Origin of the sequence: Methylophilus sp. Leaf414, assembly GCF_001425425.1 — a bacterium.
In the GTDB taxonomy this organism is placed as follows: Bacteria; Pseudomonadota; Gammaproteobacteria; order Burkholderiales; family Methylophilaceae; genus Methylophilus.
The window spans coordinates 107180-123495 of record NZ_LMQQ01000005.1 but is presented as its reverse complement, the minus strand read 5'-3'; the positions used below and the strand labels follow the sequence as shown (position 1 = coordinate 123495).

The following is a 16316-nucleotide window of genomic DNA, read 5'->3' as shown; positions in this document are numbered from 1 at the left end:
TACGCGAACTGGCAAGTGTTTTTCACTTACTTAATCAGCTATTGCGGTAAGGCGTGGGATCCTCGACACCGGCCTGTCCGAAACCTGTTTTGCGGAACCGGCAGGAATCACATACCCCACAAGCCGCCCCGGCATCATCTGCCTGGTAGCATGAAACCGTCAGTCCGTAATCCACGCCTAAAGCGTGGCCCGTGCGGATAATATCCGCTTTAGTCATATCGATCAGCGGCGCATGCACCGTGATCGGCTGCCCTTCCACGGCAGCCTTGGTCGCCAGGTTAGCCATTTGCTGGAATGCTTTCACGTACTCTCCGCGGCAATCAGGGTAACCCGAATAATCGAGCGCATTCACGCCGATAAAAATATCATGCGCTTCCAGCACCTCTGCCCAGGCCAGTGACAATGACAGCATGATGGTATTGCGCGCCGGCACATAGGTCACCGGGATACCTTGCGTTTCTTGCTCAGGCACGGCAATGGCATTATCGGTGAGCGCGGAGCCGCCAAATAAGGATAAATCCAGTTGCACGGTTTTATGTTCGGCTGCGCCTAACGCTGTGGCGACGCGTTGCGCAGCCAGCAATTCGACATTATGCCGCTGGTGATAATCCAGGCTCAGGCAATAGCACTCGTACCCCTGAGATTGCGCAATCGCCAGCACGGTGGTCGAATCCAGCCCGCCAGATAACAAAATAACGGCTTTGGGTTTTTGTCCGGTTGAATTGTTGTGTTGATTCAGGTCTGTCAACTTACACCCCTTGCTTCTCGCCCCAAAGGATTTTATGTAATTGCAGTTGCATTCTGACATGCAACTGGTCCTGCAATATCCAGCCGGCAAGGGTCTCGCCACTCACTTGATTAAAGCTTGGGGAGAACAAATGATCACAGTCCGCAGGGAACGGCTGTTCGGCCATCATTTGCCTGGTCCAATCATAATCTTCACGGCTACAGATAACCCATTTCACCTCATCGCCGACTTTAAGCAACGGCAGATTCTCCCAGCGGTTTTTCAGCATTTCGCCGGAACCCGGAGTTTTCACGTCCATAATGACTTTTACTCTTTGATCTACCGGCGTCAAATCCATGGCACCGCTGGTTTCCAGGGAAACCCGATAGCCAGAATCGCATAATCTGGTCAGCAAATCAGCGCAGCTTTTTTGCGCCAATGGCTCGCCACCTGTGACACAGACATAGCGCGTGCCATACTGCTCAACCTGCTGCATGATCTCGTCCAGCGTCATATTGCTGCCGCCTTTGAACGCGTATTCAGTATCGCAATACACGCACCGCAACGGGCAACCTGTTAGACGAATGAAGACCGTCGGCAAGCCGACACGCGAACTTTCGCCCTGCAAAGAATAAAAGATTTCGAAAATTCTGAGTGTGGTCATGGGAGTAATAAAGTAAACGGGCAGATATTGCTATCTGCCCGTTATTATCGCCGAAATAAGGCAATTTCAATCATGCAAACTACTATTTAATGCTTTCAAGCACCTTCAGGCGTTTTTGCGCGCTAGGCGTTACTTCCGCTGAAGGGTGGGCAGCAATCAACTCTTTTAATGTCTTCTTGGCTGCTGGTATCTGGCCTAACTGAATCTGGCTATTGGCCAGACTGAGCATGGCATTAGGTGCCAGCGGATGCGAAGCATAGTTTTCCAGGAACTTTTGCTGGGTTGCCACTGAAGATTTGTAGCTCTTGAGCGCAAACTGGGTATACCCCATGCCATACAATGCATCGGGCGCCAATTTACTGCCAGAGTAGGTTTTCAAAAAGTTGTCATATGCAGTAAACGCCTCTTTGTATTTACCTGCCTGGTTAAGCGACTCCGCTTCAGAAAAAGCACGTGCCTCCTGCTGGGATGCATCAGATGGCTTATTGGCATCACTACCGGCTGCGCCGGGCACAGCAACACCTAACTGCCCGGAAACCTGCTGTGCCAGCGACTCAAGACCTTTGACACGGGCATCCAGATCGGTGTACTGCGCATTTTGCTTGGTGCGCATATCCTCCAATTGATGGTTGACGACTTCGAGGTCACCCTTCAACTGCGCGACATCCTGCCGGATTTGTTCAAGCTGGTTCTGCATATCCAGCAGACCTTTGCCATTGATTAGCGCTTCCAGGCTTTGCACCCTTTTATCCAGAGATTGCTGAATGCGCGTCAAATCACCAATCGATTTTTGCTGCGCATCATGCTCGGAGGCCTGCTTATTCTCTAACTCAAGAATACGTTTCCTGGCTTCAGCATCATCAAACAGCGCCGCATGGCTGACTGCCGAAACAGTCAGCCCCAGTAAGGCAATTGAAATTGCTTTACGCAAATTATTGGCCTGCATAAACAACATCTACGCGACGGTCATGCTGGAAGCAATCGTCGTCACCACAATTCTGCTTGGAGCGCTCTTCACCGTAGCTAACAGTTTCGATCTGGTTATCGCTAACGCCCAATACGTTCAAGGCATTTTTTACAGCTACAGCACGACGTTGACCCAGTGCCAGGTTGTACTCATGTGTACCACGCTCATCAGTGTTACCTTGCAGTACTACTTTGGTTTGTGGATGTGCAGCCAGATATTTGGCGTGGTTAGCTACCAGTTCTTTGTACTCTGAACGGATTGCGTCGCTATCGTAATCAAAGAAGATTTGACGTTTAGCCAGTTCAGCCGCGCTTAACTGATCTTTGCCGCTATCAACATCAACCGTTTTGATATCAATTTTGTTAGTACCAGCAGAACCATCATTGCCATTGTTCTGTGAGTTTGAAATAGGCTTAGTCACGCTTGAATCTTCAACTTTTGCCGGGTTCATTGGGGTGCTTTTACAAGCTGTCAATACCAATGCGAGAGCTGCGATTTTCCAGATATTATTGTTCATACTTTCTCCTTAAATTGAGTTACAAAACTAAAATTCATCCATACCTACTTGGGTGCCGCTTGCGCAGGTCCCCAGGCAGGTTCACGAATATCACCACCAGCTTCAGATAAACGCTGCCTTACCAGGCCATCCACTGTCACTGTCGCCAACGTGCCTTTTCCACCCACACGCGTTGCATACATGATCGTGCGTGCATTCGGTGCAAAGCTTGGAGATTCATCCTGTGAGCCAGTGCTTAGCAGCTTGACGTCTCCAGAACCAAGATCTTGTACAGCAACTTTGAACGAACCACCATCATTGCGGATGTAGGTCAGGTATTTCCCATCAGGTGAAAAACGCGGACTCACGTTGTAACCCCCTTCAAATGTCACGCGTGAAGCTGAACCACCAGAAGCAGGCACTTTATATATCTGCGGGCGTCCGCCACGGTCTGAACTGAAATAAATGAACTGGCCATCTGGAGAGAAAGCAGGCTCAGTATCAATCGAGCTGCTCTTGGTTACTTGTTGCAGGTTTGAGCCATCAGCCGAGATAGTGTAAATCTGAGAGTTTGCGCCATACGTCAACACTACCGCCAGTTTACTGCCATCCGGGGCCCACGCTGGTGCACTGTTATTACCCTTGAAGTTGGCAACGACTTTGCGCTCGCCGGTATAAAGTGATTGCACAAAAACGATAGGTTTCTTTTTCTCAAAAGACACATAAGCCATTTTGCTGCCGTCAGGTGCCCATGCTGGTGAAATAATCGGTTCATTTGAAGACACCAGGGTTTGTGCATTAAAACCATCGTAATCAGCAATTTGCAGCGTAAAGCGCTTACCTGCTTTGGTGACATACGCGATACGTGTGGCAAAAGCGCCTGGCTGGCCGGTGAATTTTTCATAAATCTGGTCAGCAATTAAATGTGCAACGTGCCTGTATTGGCTAGGAGAAACAGTATAAGTAGATTGCAACAAAGGTGTTTGGCGCAAAACGTCCATCACCTGTACATTGATTTTCAAATTACCATTGGCTGTTTGCTGCACTTCACCAATACTCAAGCCCTGTGCCTTGAGTGCAGTCCAGTCGGTATATTTGATTTGTGCAGCCGTCGTAGGCAATGAAGGCACGCCGCTGGTGTTCAGCACACGGAACATACCGCTGCCTTTTAAATCATTGCTGATGATTTCATGAAGACGGCTTTTGCCTTGTACATTGGCAGGCTCGTTCAATGGCAAAATTGCAATAGGAATCTGGATGGCGCTACCACCGCTAATCTCGATTTCAAGCGCAGCTTGAGCAGGATTTGCAAACATCCACACCAGGATACTGGCGCAAAACGCATTGATTAATGCCCAACGATTATCTATCAGGCGGCTTTTAACTCTTGTCATGGTTACAATATTATTCACTTTAAATTGCCTGTTATATGAAGAATTATAGCGAAAAGCCCGGCCAACGTCATTTCGACGCTAACCGCGCGGTTTAAATTTCAAATGTAACAACTCCAGCAATGCTTTACGCACTGCCGGGTCATCAGGTAAATCAAACGGTTTAGCTGCCACAATGGCGCGGAAAACAGCATCATCACAAACCGTGTCGCCAGAACCTTTAACCATCTTAGGCATACCGGATAAATCACCAGTATTGGTCAATTGTATGTCAAACAACAATTGAGGATTTGAAACAGGGCACAGACCAGGGTTGACGTTACTCCTGATTTTACGATTCATGAGCCCGACGTAATAGCTTAAAACAGAAGGATCCACTGGTCCGGTCGCGGCAGCTTGTGCATCCAGATCCTGCTGCCGCATGGCATCCTGCACTTTCTTCAGCTTTTCTTCTGCTTCTTCCTTACGTAAAGCTTCCTGAATTTTCTTCAGTTTCTCTTCCTGCTTTTTCTTCTCTTCTTCTTTCTTTTTCTCTTCCTCTAACTTTTGTTTTTTCTCGTCTTCCCGCTTTTTGAGTGCAATTTCCGCTTCTTGTTCCGCTTTATTCACTTGCGGCTCTGGCGGCGTGACTTTTTCTGGTGGTTTTGGCTTAGGCTCTGGTTCTGGCTCAGGAGGCTTAGGCGGTTCCGGCTTTGGTGGTTCTGGCGCAGGCTTAGGCGGCGTCTTGCTGGGTAAACTATCCCATAACGTCGCCTCCATTACCGAAGGATTCACATGCACGGCTTTCCAGTCGATCATAAAAACCATCGCCAGAAATAGCGCGATATGCATCAGCACAGACAATATCGCTGCACGTCTGCGGAATATCTGATCTTGTGGTGAATGTGAGATTTTCATTAAATATGCGACCTGCCGCTTATTTTTCGTTCTGGAACAGCAAGCCAACCTGGTTGACTTGTGCCTGTTTCAACAAATCCATCACAGAAACCACTTCACCATAAGGCGTATTTTTATCGGCAGAAACCACGACTGGTTTTTCTGATTCGGATAACTTCTGACGGATCAATGCCAGCATGTCATCCCGCTCCATCTCCTTGCCATCCATGGTCACGGTGCCTTCTTTCAAGACGGTCACCACAATCGGATCACCACTTTGTTTCAACGCCTGCCCGACTTTTGGCAATTCAACCATGCCAGGATTAGTCATCGGCGCGGTCACCATAAAAATCACCAGCAATACCAGCGTCACATCAATGTAGGGCACAACATTGATCTGGTTCATCATGCGCCGTTTACGCGTTCTGCTCATAAGCGCTCCAATCAGGCTCTACGTTGCAAAATGTTGGTAAATTCTTCCATAAAGCTTTCGTAACGGACCAGCAGTCGATCTACGTTAGCTGCAAAACGGTTATAAGCAATCACCGCTGGAATCGCAGCAAACAAACCAATCGCTGTCGCCACTAATGCCTCTGCAATACCTGGCGCTACCTGGCTCAGCGTAGCTTGTGCCACATTAGATAATCCACGGAAAGAATTCATGATGCCCCACACCGTTCCGAACAAACCGATGTACGGACTGACTGAACCTACTGATGCCAGAAAAGGCAAATGCGAATCCAGGTAATCGAGTTCGCGGTTATACGCTGCGCGCATGGCGCGGCGTGTCGCTTCCATCACATCGCTGATTTCTGCGTCTTTTTGCGCATCTTTCTGCTGTTTGTGGCGGATAAATTCTTTTAAACCGGCCTGGAAAATACTGGCCATGCCTTGAGGCACCTTGCGCCCTGAGCCTATGCGCTCATATAACTCGTTCAAGTCACCACCAGACCAGAATTGTGCTTCAAATTGATCGACATTTTCAGCGGCGGCCTTTAATGAAAACACTTTAATGAAGATATACCACCAGGATGCCAGCGAGGTCAGCAATAAAATCAGCATGACCACCTGGACGGGCAAACTCGCCCCGCTCACCAGGGTAAAAATCGACATATCGTTTGTTACATTCATGAAGACTCCAGTGCTATTTTGATACGGGCCGGAATACCCGTGGGTTTAAATGAATCCGCGTCTACACAGGCAACTTTCACCTGTGCTTCTAATAAAACCAATTCGTCCCGCATAATCTGTTGCTGGCAGCTAAAACTGCCAAGCCGCATTTCAGTGACCTGCGAAACAATTGTTAACTCGTCATCCAGCCTCGCTGGCTTCTTAAATTGTATTTGCATGCTGTGCACAACAAATAACACCTGCTCATTTTGTCGCAACGCGGCCTGGGCAAAACCCAGGCCGCGCAACCATTCAGTCCGCGCACGCTCCATAAAGTTCAGATACTGGCTGTGGTACACCACGCCGCCGGCATCCGTATCTTCGTAGTAGACCCGCACGGGAAATTCAAATGGTCTACTGTCCGCCATCTTGCCATAACTCGCCGCTGACCATGCTGGCAGGCGCTTTTAATCCAAAATGCTGGTAGGTTAACAAGGTGGCGACGCGGCCACGCGGCGTGCGCATCATATAGCCTTGCTGAATCAGGTAAGGCTCCAGCACATCCTCAATCGTATCGCGTTCCTCGCCGATCGCGGCAGCAAGATTATCCAGGCCTACCGGGCCACCGCCAAATTTCTCTATCACCGCTTGTAACAATTTGCGATCCATCACATCCAGTCCTTGCTGGTCGACATCGAGCATTTTCAAGGCAGCATCAGCAATCACATTGGTGACTATACCGTCGGATTTTACTTGTGCGTAATCGCGCACCCGCCGTAACAGGCGATTGGCTATGCGAGGTGTACCACGCGCTCTGCGCGCTATTTCGACAGCACCGGCCTGTTGCATTTCAACTTCCAGCAGATTGGCTGAACGCGCCACAATCTTGGCCAGTTCGTCGTGGCTGTAAAACTCTAATCTTGCGACGATACCGAAACGGTCCCGCAGCGGATTGGTCAGCATGCCGGCACGGGTAGTCGCGCCCACCAAAGTAAATGGCGGCAAATCCAGGCGCACACTACGCGCCGCCGGGCCCTCACCAATCATGATATCCAGACGGTAATCTTCCATCGCCGGATACAGAATCTCTTCCACCACCGGGCTCAGGCGGTGGATTTCATCGATGAAAAGCACATCATTGGGTTCGAGGTTGGTCAGCAACGCTGCCAGGTCGCCCGCGCGCTCAAGCACCGGGCCAGAAGTCATGCGCAGATTAACGCCCATTTCTTTGGCGATGATATGGGCAAGGGTGGTTTTACCTAGCCCCGGCGGGCCGAACAGCAGCACGTGGTCAAGTGCTTCCTGGCGGCCGCGTGCGGCATTGATGAAAATCTCGAGTTGACCGCGTGCTTTTTCCTGGCCGACGTATTCGTCGAGCACTTTCGGCCGAAGCGCACGTTCCAGCGCTTCTTCCTGCACGCTGATTGTGGCAGGAGCGACAAGTCGATCGGTTTCTATCATGGGATGGTCGGTGATGAGGTCATGGAACACATAGTGTCAATGCAAATTTAATCAGTGCAGGACTTCATTGCCGCTAATTTAAGAAGTTATTTTTTATGCATCATACCATGGCGCGCCTGACTATTACAGGCGCCCGCTGATGCAAGCCTTGGTTTGGTTTTTTGTGGATTATTTGGAAAGATATTTCAGTGCCTGGCGTATACCATCACTGACACCGACACCCGGCTCGAGCAATTTGATCGTCGCTGTCGCTTCGCGCTCGTTGTAACCTAGCGCCACCAGCGCATTCAGGATATCGTCGGTGGCCGCTTTAGCCACCGGCTGCGCCGAAGTGGAGCCGGTCACCACAAACTTGTCTTTTAATTCCAGCAACAAGCGCTCCGCGGTTTTTTTACCAATGCCAGGCACACGAGTGAGCATAGCCACTTCTTGCTGGCTGACTGCCAGCATTAAATCATTGACGCTGACACCGCTTAAAATAGAAAGCGCCGATTTGGCGCCTATGCCATTCACTTTAAGCAACTGCTTGAAGGTGTTTTTCTCTTGCTCGCTACCAAAACCATATAGCAATTGCGCATCTTCACGCACGACCATATGCGTCAGCAATTGCACCGACTGGCCGAGCTCAGGCAGGTTATAAAAGGTGCTCATTGGCACCTCGACTTCGTAGCCTACGCCATTACAATCCACCACAATCAGCGGCGGTGATTTTTCCAGCAGACGACCATTCAGACGCGCAATCATACTAACCTTCCATTTTTGACCCTGAGTCCGGTCGTTGCCAGTGCACCCAGGCCTTGCCCACCATGCGCATGGCAGATGGCACAAGCCAGCGCATCCGCCGAGTCCGGGCTTGGGTTTGCAGGGAGTTTTAACAGGCGCTTGACCATTTCCTGCACCTGCTCTTTTTGGGCGTGCCCGTTTCCGACCACAGATTGTTTCACTTGTAATGCGGTATATTCCGCAACAGACAGTTGTTTAATGACCGCTGCTGAAATCGCCGCGCCACGCGCCTGGCCAAGTAACAACGTCGATTGCGGATTCACATTTACAAATACTTTTTCAATCGCCACCTGGGTGGGCTGATAGGTATCGATCACTTCAAACAAACCATCCAGAATTACCTTCAAGCGCTCCGGCAAAGCTTCTTTTTCTGCTTCGCCAGCGACACTCTTTTTGGCAGATGCCGTTTTAATCACGCCGCTGCTGACATAACTCAACTTGCCACCAACGGCTTCTATCACGCCAAAACCAGTGACGCGCAGGCCGGGATCTATGCCTAGAATACGCTGCATGGTCATGGCAGATGTGCCGCTGGAAAAGTCAACTAGCTCTCTTCAATCACTGCGGAAGTATAGACATCCTGCACATCATCCAGGTCTTCCAGCATATCGAGGATTTTTTGCATTTTCACCGCATCCTCGCCGGTAAATACCACTTCATTGAGTGGCTTCATGGTCACTTGCGCCATCACTGCTTTCAGGCCGGCGGCTTCCAATGCTTCCTTTACCGTCACAAAATCATTCGGTGCGGTGATGACTTCAATACTGCCATCTTCATCGGTAATCACATCTTCAGCACCGGCTTCCAGGGCAGCTTCCATCACAGCATCTTCGGAAACTCCCGGTTCAAATACCAGCTGGCCACAGTGCTTGAACATAAACGCCACGCTGCCATCCGTACCGAGGTTACCGCCATGTTTGGTCAGCGCATGCCGCACATCCATCACCGCACGCTGCCTGTTATCGGTCAGGCAATCAATAATAATAGAAGCGCCGTTGATGCCATAACCTTCATAACGGATTTCTTCGTAATTCACGCCTTCCAGCTCACCGGTGCCCTTTTTGATGGCACGCGTGATATTGTCAGAAGGCATGTTCTCTTCTTTAGCGGCAGCCACGGCAGCACGCAGGCGCGGGTTCATGGCGATATCGCCACCACTCAGCCTGGCTGATACCGTGATTTCCTTGATTAACTTGGTGAATATTTTTCCGCGTTTGGCATCCTGGCGACCTTTACGGTGCTGGATATTGGCCCATTTACTATGTCCCGCCATGTAATGTCCTTATCAGTCTATGCAGCAATGGTTGTTTCTTAAAAGTGGCGATTTTACCACAGCGCACGCACCGGATTTTCATTGTCCCCCCACAATCATAATGCTGGGCAATCCTTCATATATTGATAACCACAAGTCCAAATCAAACCACCAGTGTTTGATTTTCCAACGCCAAAACTTCTGCATTTACATATGCAAAACTGGTTTTTTTTGTTTATAAAGAAATGTTAGTATTTGTTTCCCTTTGTATTTAAAGACGCTGAATATTCTTACAAGGGGATTTTTATTGCGGTTTTTTATTAATGATAAATATCGCTATAAAGCTTGGAGAAGTAAAGAAAACAAATTAAGGAGAAGTGTATGGCATTACTTAAAACCCTGACTTTCGGATTGTTTGGCACTGTCAATGATGTGATTGATGGCACCCAGGCGAAGTTGAATAGCATACTTCCGCAAGTCATTACTCCAGTGGATAACGCCGTCGACCATTTACTCGGCAGTACCGGCAGCCTGCTAAATGTGGGAGGTTTAGTGAACACAGTGACAGGTACTGTAGGTGGCGTAGTCAATACCGTTAACCAAACCGTCGGCCATAGTGTCGCAGAAGTAGGTACGCTGGTAAACGGCACCACTGCTTTGGTTGGCGATGTGGTGGCGGGCACCGGAGACTTGCTGGAAGACGTTACAGGCGTGCTAGCCAACACAACTACCACCCTTGGTGAGGTGGTCGGAAGTACCACCAGCCTGGTAGATGTTGAAGCCGTTGTAGGTACCGTCAACAATATCGTTGGTGACGTAGTGCATGCCACAAACACGCTTCTGGATCAGACAGCCACCACTGTAGGCGCTACTGTGAATGGCGCGACCGCCACAGTGGGTACTTTGTTGACCGATGTCACCACAGAAATCGCAGCACTCGTGAATGGTGCCGGCGATGGCGCACCACAAAATATCACAACTGCAGTAGGTGGCGTGGTTGGCACCGTTTCAGGTGTAGTAGCAGGTGCTCCAGAAACCGTCGGCAATTTGCTTGATAGTGCAACCGGCCTTGTTGATATCAGCGGTTTGCTGGGTAGCGTCACTAATGTGGTGGATAATGTGACCAGCCAGGTGGATGTCGGTGGTTTGCTGGGCAATGTCACAGGTTTGCTGGATGTGAATGGTGTGGTCAATACCGTTACCGGCGTGACTCAAGGTGTCACCGGGGAAGTGCTGAATGTTGCGGACGTACTGTTTGAAACTGCCGATGGCTTGCTGGATGGCGTGATTGCTGCGGCGGGCGACATTACTGCAACAACACCAGCCGTGACTGCCGGCTTGACACATGCAGTAGGTGATTTAACACATGCAGTAGGCGACCTGGGTTCAGTACTCGGCAACCTGCTGGGTGGAGTCAACAACGGCTTGCACGAACTGGCTTGATAGCCATCATTTAATGGAAAAAGCCCGCATGTGCGGGCTTTTTTATATGGCTTTCACAGGTTTTGGCTGCTCGCGAATAGTGACCCACGAAATCACCAGCAGCGCAAATGCAATCAATACCATACCGATAGACTCCATTGCATCCGGGACTTCACCAAGTTGTATCCAGGCTGCAATCACGCCTATCACCGGCGCCAGCATGGAGCCCATGCTCGCTACACCTGCTGGCAGCCTTTGCAGGGCAAACAGCCATAGCAGCCAGGCGAATGCGCCACAGAGAATCACATTGAACAACACTGCGCCTATCAAATAGGGTTCCCACATAATGGGCGGCGCAGGTACCAGGAAAGCAATCGCGATCATCGGCAACGAGCCCAGCAACATTGGCCACGCGGTGAGATTGATTAAATCCAGGTCCGGATGACGCCTGTGCAATTTTTTAGTCATGATGACCGACAATGACCAGGAAATACCGGAAATCACTGCCAGTGTCATGCTGAAAGCATCGGCGCGGATATGTAGTGGATCAAAAATAAATATCATGCCGAGCACGGCGGAAATCACAGCCAGCCATTGCCAGCCATGCACACGCTCACCTAATAGTGGCCACGCGAACAATAATGTCCAGAAAGGCATGGTGTAAGTGAGCACCGCTGTTTTACCGGCGCCGCCCTCAACCAGCGCCCACATTAACACACCAGTAAATCCTACATTCTGCAATATACCCAATACCAGCATGGTCGGGAACTCGGTAAGTCGCATGGACCGGCGTGTCACATACAACACCAGAAACAACACCAGCGCACCAAAAAAGGTGCGCATGGCCGCAAACTGGAAAGGCCCCGCATAATGCAGAGCGCTTTTCATCACCACCCAGTTATAGCCCCAGATAATGGCGAGCACTAATAAGGCGGTGAGCGCCTGAGAACGCTGTTTGACTAATTGATCCATACTGTTTATTCGTAGTGAATATAGCTTGAGAGAGTCAGGTTTATTAAGCACCAGCTGGCAGCGCATAATTAACCTGATTGGATTAGTTCCAGATATGCGTCACTGCCAGCCACTGGCCGTTAGCCTGTTTTTGGAAAACGACTTGCACATTACCGCCAAATTGCTGTTTGACACCATCTTCACCGACCATGGCGCCCGCCCAGTTGCCTGTTTGCGTTGCCAATGACTCTGTGACGACTGCATCTTTCATTGTCAGTGCGTGTTCGATGACGCCGGCCTGGATCAAACCACCAAAGAAATCTGCGATTGCCTGGCGGCCTTTCACTGGCTCGCCTGCTGGTGCCGGCAGTACAATGGCGTTTTCTGTATACAATGCTGCAATTGCCTGGGTGTTTTTGCTATTGAATGCGGCGTCAAATTGCGTATTCAATGTGGTTAAAGTCTCTACTGTAGTCGCCATCTTTTACTCCTTTAAAAATACTATGAATTACTGATTGAAATCCCAGGCGGACATTCCTTGGTCTATCACGCCTAAAATAGTTTGCAGATCACTACGCTGGTTTTCCGACAAGCCCTGCATGCATAAACGCAAGCGGGTGTAATAATCCGGCATCACCGCATCCAGCTTGGCCTGACCAGCTGCTGTCAATTTGACCTGCACACTGCGCCTGTCTTGTGGTGCAGAAATACGCTGCACTAATCCGCCTTGTTCCAGACCATCCAGCAAACCGGTCATGGTTGCGCGTGTGACCCCGATTTTTTCTGCCAGCACAGAAGGCATACACGTTAAATCCTGCTCGCGCATCAGCAAAATAAGCACCCACCAGCGCCCTTGCAGCAAGTCATGTTTGGTCAAACAGGCATCTAGTGCGACCGACAAATCGGTTGCCACCCTGAGCAACATCAAAAAACTGGCAATCGCAGTGACGTCGGCAGCAGGATACCTTTCAGCAAATCGCTGCAATACTTCTTGGGTAGGAAGATCTCTGAGTTGCAACATAATTAGGATCATTATAGTTAGCTTCCTAATTATGTCAAGCGTAATGAAAGATTTTACTCAGGCTACCATCGGTGTATATTTAGATATTTGTGATCATGATAGGAGGAAGTGATGAAGACTCTTCAGCAAGTACTCAATCAGAAAACTCACCAGGGGATCATCAGCATTGCCCCTAACAGGCCGGTGTATGACGCCCTGGTTATTCTCTCAGAATACAAAATTGGCGCACTGGCTGTCATCAAGGATGGCGAGCTGGTCGGTATTTTCTCTGAGCGGGATTATGCGCGCGAGATTATCCTCAAAGGCCGCTCATCAAAAACGACAGACGTTGGCGAGGTCATGACGCAAAAAGTCATCACCGGGAAACCTGACGAACTGGTGGAATCCGCCATGAACACCATGCTGGAAAAACGCTTCCGGCACTTGCCAGTGGTGGATAAAGGGAAAATGTTGGGCATGTTATCGATTGGCGATATTTTGAAAGAAACTATCAGCTATCAGCAGGAGCTGATTAAACAGCTGGAAAGCTATATTCATAGTTGAATCAGCGCTTTCCCTGATTTCACGAGCAATTAAAGCCAATATAAAAATAATGCCGCCCTGATTTGGCGGCATTATTTTTAACGCTCTATTTAAAGGCTACGCTGCCTTATTCACCAATAATCTTGATCAACACACGCTTGTTGCGACGGCCATCGAACTCACCGTAAAAAATCTGTTCCCATGGGCCAAAATCTAACTGGCCTTCAGTGATAGCGACTACCACTTCTCGGCCCATGATCTGGCGCTTGATATGTGCATCGGCATTATCTTCACCGGTATCATTGTGGCGATACCCACTCACAGGTTCGTGAGGTGCCAGTTTTTCCAGCCAGACTTTGTAATCGTGATGCAGGCCGCGCTCATCATCATTGATAAATACACTGGCAGAAATATGCATGGCATTGATCAGCACCAACCCCTCTTTGACTTTACTTTCGCGTACGCAGGCGATGACATCTTCTGTGATGTTTTTAAAATCCATCCGTGCCGGAATGTTAAACCACAACTCTTTGCGAAAACTTTTCATACTTATTCTCCAGATTCCGATACCCTTATTTTAACATTTACAGATAAACTCCAGCGATTGAAGAATGCAAACCATAAAAGCAAAAAAAGGGCCTCATTCGAGACCCTTTATTAACCCGTTATGTAATTTAGCTGTGCACATCAACGCTTTGCGTAAAAGTTTTACCCTCATTGTCGGTGGCGACTATTTCCAGTTTACCTGGCGCATCAGGCACGAAGCTGAATTTCATATATGGATCTTCACTGGTACCCACACCTACATCTACTGTCATCAACTCTTTACCGTTGTAGGTAAATGTCGTCTTATTGATATAAAAAGCCGGCACATACCCTTGTGAAACCAGGTCACGCTGTAAACCTGTGCGCATGACGTGCCTGATATTAAAAGTAGCGGTGGCTGTTTCACCCATTTTGGGCGCATCGACATTCAGTTTGATTTTACCAGCGGCGGCACGCACTTCAGATTCGTTATTGTCCACCGTACCGCCACAGCCACCAGCTGCGCGAATTTCACGTTTTGCCATGTATAACTTGCCATCGGCAGTTTCGCCAATCAAGCGCACGTAAGAATCTGTTTCTTGCCGGATTCGGGTGGCCATGTGAAAACCATTCAAGCTATCGGTCAAATGATAAGTAGAAGCTAACTGAATCGGATTGGCATCGACTATCACATATAACTTCTTAAGATCAACGCCATTCGCGGCCGCTTTGTCATAAGTGAAAGTAACCGGCACTTGCGCTCCACTCTCTGCGCGTTTAGGCGCTTCAATTTTCAGGAAGTCCACCTCCTGAATATCCCGTTTAGGAAAAAATGCCTCTTTCACAACTGCCCATAGTTTAGGATCCGCTTCAGCTTGCGCAAATGTGCTCAAGCAAAGTGCCGACAATGCTATTACCAATATCCTTAATCTTTTCATTTGATTCCCCATGTCTCGTGTCTAGCTTATTATTTATTTCAAATTGTTTATATCAACGCCATGAAAGCCATTCTGCTCCGGAAACACAACTTGAATATGTGATACTCATCACACTTTAATGCTTACAAGTATTTCTAATAGTTACGCCTGTTTGCTTGGATCGCCAGAAGGACGCATCTCATAATCAGGGTCAGCATACTCTTCAAAATTCAGCTCTACGCCATTGCCGGCAGGGTCGCGCAGGTTAATTTGCTGTATGCCATTGGCCAATGTGCGAGTAGTGTATTCCAGCGAATAGGTCTTCAGGCGCGCCTCCATCTCCGGCATATCGGTACAGGTAAATGAAACATGGTCGAAAGTGCCATGCACATGCAGCTTCGGCGCTTCGGCAGTTTTATATTCGGCCAGGTGAATCACGTCGTTATTGCCAATATATAGCCAATAACCATAGGTGGTACTGGCAACGCGTTTGCCTACCGTTAGCCCCAGCACATCGCAATAAAAATCACGCAGCTTGTGCATGGTGTCGCGATCAGAGCGGAAATTCACATGATTGATTTCGGTTAACGGCATGATTACCTTATGAAAAAAATGATTACAGTCGGCAACTATAGTACAAAATTTCTTGCGTACAAAACTTAATGCAACGCAATCAGAACTGGCATAAGGCAAATCCCTGCACACCAGCATTCGCCAATTGTTTCATGCCGCCCAGTTCGGGCAGGTCAATCACAAAGGCGGCCTGTTCCAGCACACCACCCAACTGCCGGACAAGCGTTACCACCGCCAGCGCGGTGCCACCGGTTGCTATCAGGTCATCCACCAGCAGGATACGCTCACCAGGCTTGATCGCATCTTCATGCATTTCTAATGTATCTATACCATATTCCAGGGTGTAAGCTTGCGAAACGGTAGCCCATGGTAACTTGCCAGGCTTGCGTGCAGGCACAAAACCAATACCCAGTTTGACTGCCAGCGCTGCGCCGATAATAAAGCCTCGCGCTTCCATCGCCACTATCTTGTCAAATGTGTGCTGTTCAAATTGTTTGCTCAATCGATCAATCGCTGCGGAAAACCCTTGTTTATCCTGTAGCAGTGTCGTGATGTCACGAAACTGGATTCCTGCTTTGGGATAATCGGGAATAGTGCGGATCAAAGACTCAAACATAATCACCTTGCAATAAAAAAACGCGCCCTGAGGACGCGCTTG

22 protein-coding genes are annotated in these 16316 nt (G+C 49.1%); 2 read left to right on the top strand and 20 right to left on the bottom strand.

Annotation, left to right across the window (positions count from 1 at the left end; all coding sequences use genetic code 11):
- Positions 1 to 34: 34 nt before the first annotated feature.
- The 13 genes from queC to ASG24_RS13135 form a co-directional block, all read right to left on the bottom strand.
- Positions 35 to 748 carry a 7-cyano-7-deazaguanine synthase QueC gene (gene queC, locus ASG24_RS13195; protein ID WP_235562426.1) on the bottom strand — a complete coding sequence of 238 codons (714 nt, stop codon included), beginning with the start codon at positions 746 to 748 and terminating at the stop codon, positions 35 to 37.
- Position 749: 1 nt separating this feature from the next.
- Positions 750 to 1391, bottom strand: a complete 642-nt coding sequence (queE, locus tag ASG24_RS13190) for a 7-carboxy-7-deazaguanine synthase QueE (protein WP_055872140.1) — start codon at positions 1389 to 1391, stop codon at positions 750 to 752.
- Between the two features lie 82 nt (positions 1392 to 1473).
- Positions 1474 to 2322: a YbgF trimerization domain-containing protein gene (locus ASG24_RS13185; RefSeq protein WP_235562425.1), complete on the bottom strand. Its 849-nt coding sequence runs from the start codon at positions 2320 to 2322 to the stop codon at positions 1474 to 1476.
- Position 2323: 1 nt separating this feature from the next.
- Positions 2324 to 2875 carry a peptidoglycan-associated lipoprotein Pal gene (gene pal / locus ASG24_RS13180; protein ID WP_055872139.1) on the bottom strand — a complete coding sequence of 184 codons (552 nt, stop codon included), beginning with the start codon at positions 2873 to 2875 and terminating at the stop codon, positions 2324 to 2326.
- Positions 2876 to 2919: 44 nt separating this feature from the next.
- Positions 2920 to 4266: a Tol-Pal system beta propeller repeat protein TolB gene (gene tolB / locus ASG24_RS13175; protein ID WP_055872138.1), complete on the bottom strand. Its 1347-nt coding sequence runs from the start codon at positions 4264 to 4266 to the stop codon at positions 2920 to 2922.
- Between the two features lie 60 nt (positions 4267 to 4326).
- On the bottom strand, positions 4327 to 5142 hold the full coding sequence (locus ASG24_RS13170) for a TonB C-terminal domain-containing protein (RefSeq protein WP_055828732.1): 816 nt from the start codon (positions 5140 to 5142) through the stop codon (positions 4327 to 4329).
- Between the two features lie 19 nt (positions 5143 to 5161).
- Complete coding sequence (locus ASG24_RS13165; RefSeq protein ID WP_055828735.1) at positions 5162 to 5554, bottom strand: ExbD/TolR family protein; 393 nt, start codon at positions 5552 to 5554, stop codon at positions 5162 to 5164.
- Between the two features lie 11 nt (positions 5555 to 5565).
- On the bottom strand, positions 5566 to 6252 hold the full coding sequence (gene tolQ / locus ASG24_RS13160; protein WP_055828737.1) for a protein TolQ: 687 nt from the start codon (positions 6250 to 6252) through the stop codon (positions 5566 to 5568).
- Positions 6249 to 6659, bottom strand: a complete 411-nt coding sequence (gene ybgC / locus ASG24_RS13155) for a tol-pal system-associated acyl-CoA thioesterase (RefSeq protein WP_055872137.1) — start codon at positions 6657 to 6659, stop codon at positions 6249 to 6251. The genes tolQ and ybgC overlap by 4 nt, the downstream gene beginning before the upstream one ends.
- Positions 6646 to 7692: a Holliday junction branch migration DNA helicase RuvB gene (ruvB, locus tag ASG24_RS13150; protein ID WP_055872187.1), complete on the bottom strand. Its 1047-nt coding sequence runs from the start codon at positions 7690 to 7692 to the stop codon at positions 6646 to 6648. The genes ybgC and ruvB overlap by 14 nt, the downstream gene beginning before the upstream one ends.
- 168 nt (positions 7693 to 7860) lie before the next feature.
- Positions 7861 to 8436 (bottom strand): Holliday junction branch migration protein RuvA, encoded by a 576-nt coding sequence (gene ruvA / locus ASG24_RS13145; protein ID WP_055872136.1) that lies wholly within the window; start codon positions 8434 to 8436, stop codon positions 7861 to 7863.
- Positions 8433 to 8993, bottom strand: a complete 561-nt coding sequence (gene ruvC, locus ASG24_RS13140; protein WP_055828745.1) for a crossover junction endodeoxyribonuclease RuvC — start codon at positions 8991 to 8993, stop codon at positions 8433 to 8435. Before ruvC ends, ruvA begins: the two co-directional genes overlap by 4 nt.
- Positions 8994 to 9019: 26 nt before the next feature.
- The gene (locus ASG24_RS13135) at positions 9020 to 9748 is read right to left on the bottom strand and encodes a YebC/PmpR family DNA-binding transcriptional regulator (RefSeq protein ID WP_055872135.1); all 729 of its coding nucleotides are present in this window, start codon (positions 9746 to 9748) and stop codon (positions 9020 to 9022) included.
- A gap of 360 nt (positions 9749 to 10108) precedes the next feature.
- Between ASG24_RS13135 and ASG24_RS13130 the strand changes: the two genes are divergently transcribed.
- Entirely contained in the window at positions 10109 to 11170 is a 1062-nt protein-coding gene (locus ASG24_RS13130; protein WP_055872134.1) for a hypothetical protein, read from the top strand.
- A 42-nt stretch (positions 11171 to 11212) separates the two neighbouring features.
- On the opposite strand, the gene ASG24_RS13125 is transcribed toward ASG24_RS13130, so the two are convergent.
- The 3 genes from ASG24_RS13125 to ASG24_RS13115 all read right to left on the bottom strand — a co-directional run bounded on the left by ASG24_RS13125 (position 11213) and on the right by ASG24_RS13115 (position 13121).
- On the bottom strand, positions 11213 to 12121 hold the full coding sequence (locus ASG24_RS13125; RefSeq protein ID WP_055828754.1) for a DMT family transporter: 909 nt from the start codon (positions 12119 to 12121) through the stop codon (positions 11213 to 11215).
- An 82-nt stretch (positions 12122 to 12203) separates the two neighbouring features.
- Entirely contained in the window at positions 12204 to 12581 is a 378-nt protein-coding gene (locus ASG24_RS13120; RefSeq protein ID WP_055872133.1) for a nuclear transport factor 2 family protein, read from the bottom strand.
- Positions 12582 to 12608: 27 nt separating this feature from the next.
- Positions 12609 to 13121 carry a MarR family winged helix-turn-helix transcriptional regulator gene (locus ASG24_RS13115; protein ID WP_055872132.1) on the bottom strand — a complete coding sequence of 171 codons (513 nt, stop codon included), beginning with the start codon at positions 13119 to 13121 and terminating at the stop codon, positions 12609 to 12611.
- A gap of 111 nt (positions 13122 to 13232) precedes the next feature.
- Between ASG24_RS13115 and ASG24_RS13110 the strand changes: the two genes are divergently transcribed.
- Positions 13233 to 13664 (top strand): CBS domain-containing protein, encoded by a 432-nt coding sequence (locus ASG24_RS13110; RefSeq protein ID WP_055828763.1) that lies wholly within the window; start codon positions 13233 to 13235, stop codon positions 13662 to 13664.
- 106 nt (positions 13665 to 13770) lie between these two features.
- Here the strand turns inward: ASG24_RS13110 and ASG24_RS13105 are convergent, their stop codons facing one another.
- From ASG24_RS13105 to ASG24_RS13090, 4 genes are all read right to left on the bottom strand, one after another.
- Complete coding sequence (locus ASG24_RS13105; RefSeq protein ID WP_055872131.1) at positions 13771 to 14190, bottom strand: secondary thiamine-phosphate synthase enzyme YjbQ; 420 nt, start codon at positions 14188 to 14190, stop codon at positions 13771 to 13773.
- A 127-nt stretch (positions 14191 to 14317) separates the two neighbouring features.
- Positions 14318 to 15106: a quinoprotein dehydrogenase-associated SoxYZ-like carrier gene (locus ASG24_RS13100; protein ID WP_055872130.1), complete on the bottom strand. Its 789-nt coding sequence runs from the start codon at positions 15104 to 15106 to the stop codon at positions 14318 to 14320.
- A gap of 141 nt (positions 15107 to 15247) precedes the next feature.
- Positions 15248 to 15679: a VOC family protein gene (locus tag ASG24_RS13095; RefSeq protein WP_055872129.1), complete on the bottom strand. Its 432-nt coding sequence runs from the start codon at positions 15677 to 15679 to the stop codon at positions 15248 to 15250.
- Positions 15680 to 15758: 79 nt separating this feature from the next.
- Positions 15759 to 16274, bottom strand: coding sequence for an adenine phosphoribosyltransferase (locus ASG24_RS13090; protein WP_055872128.1), 516 nt, complete (start codon positions 16272 to 16274; stop codon positions 15759 to 15761).
- Between the last annotated feature and the right edge of the window lie 42 nt (positions 16275 to 16316).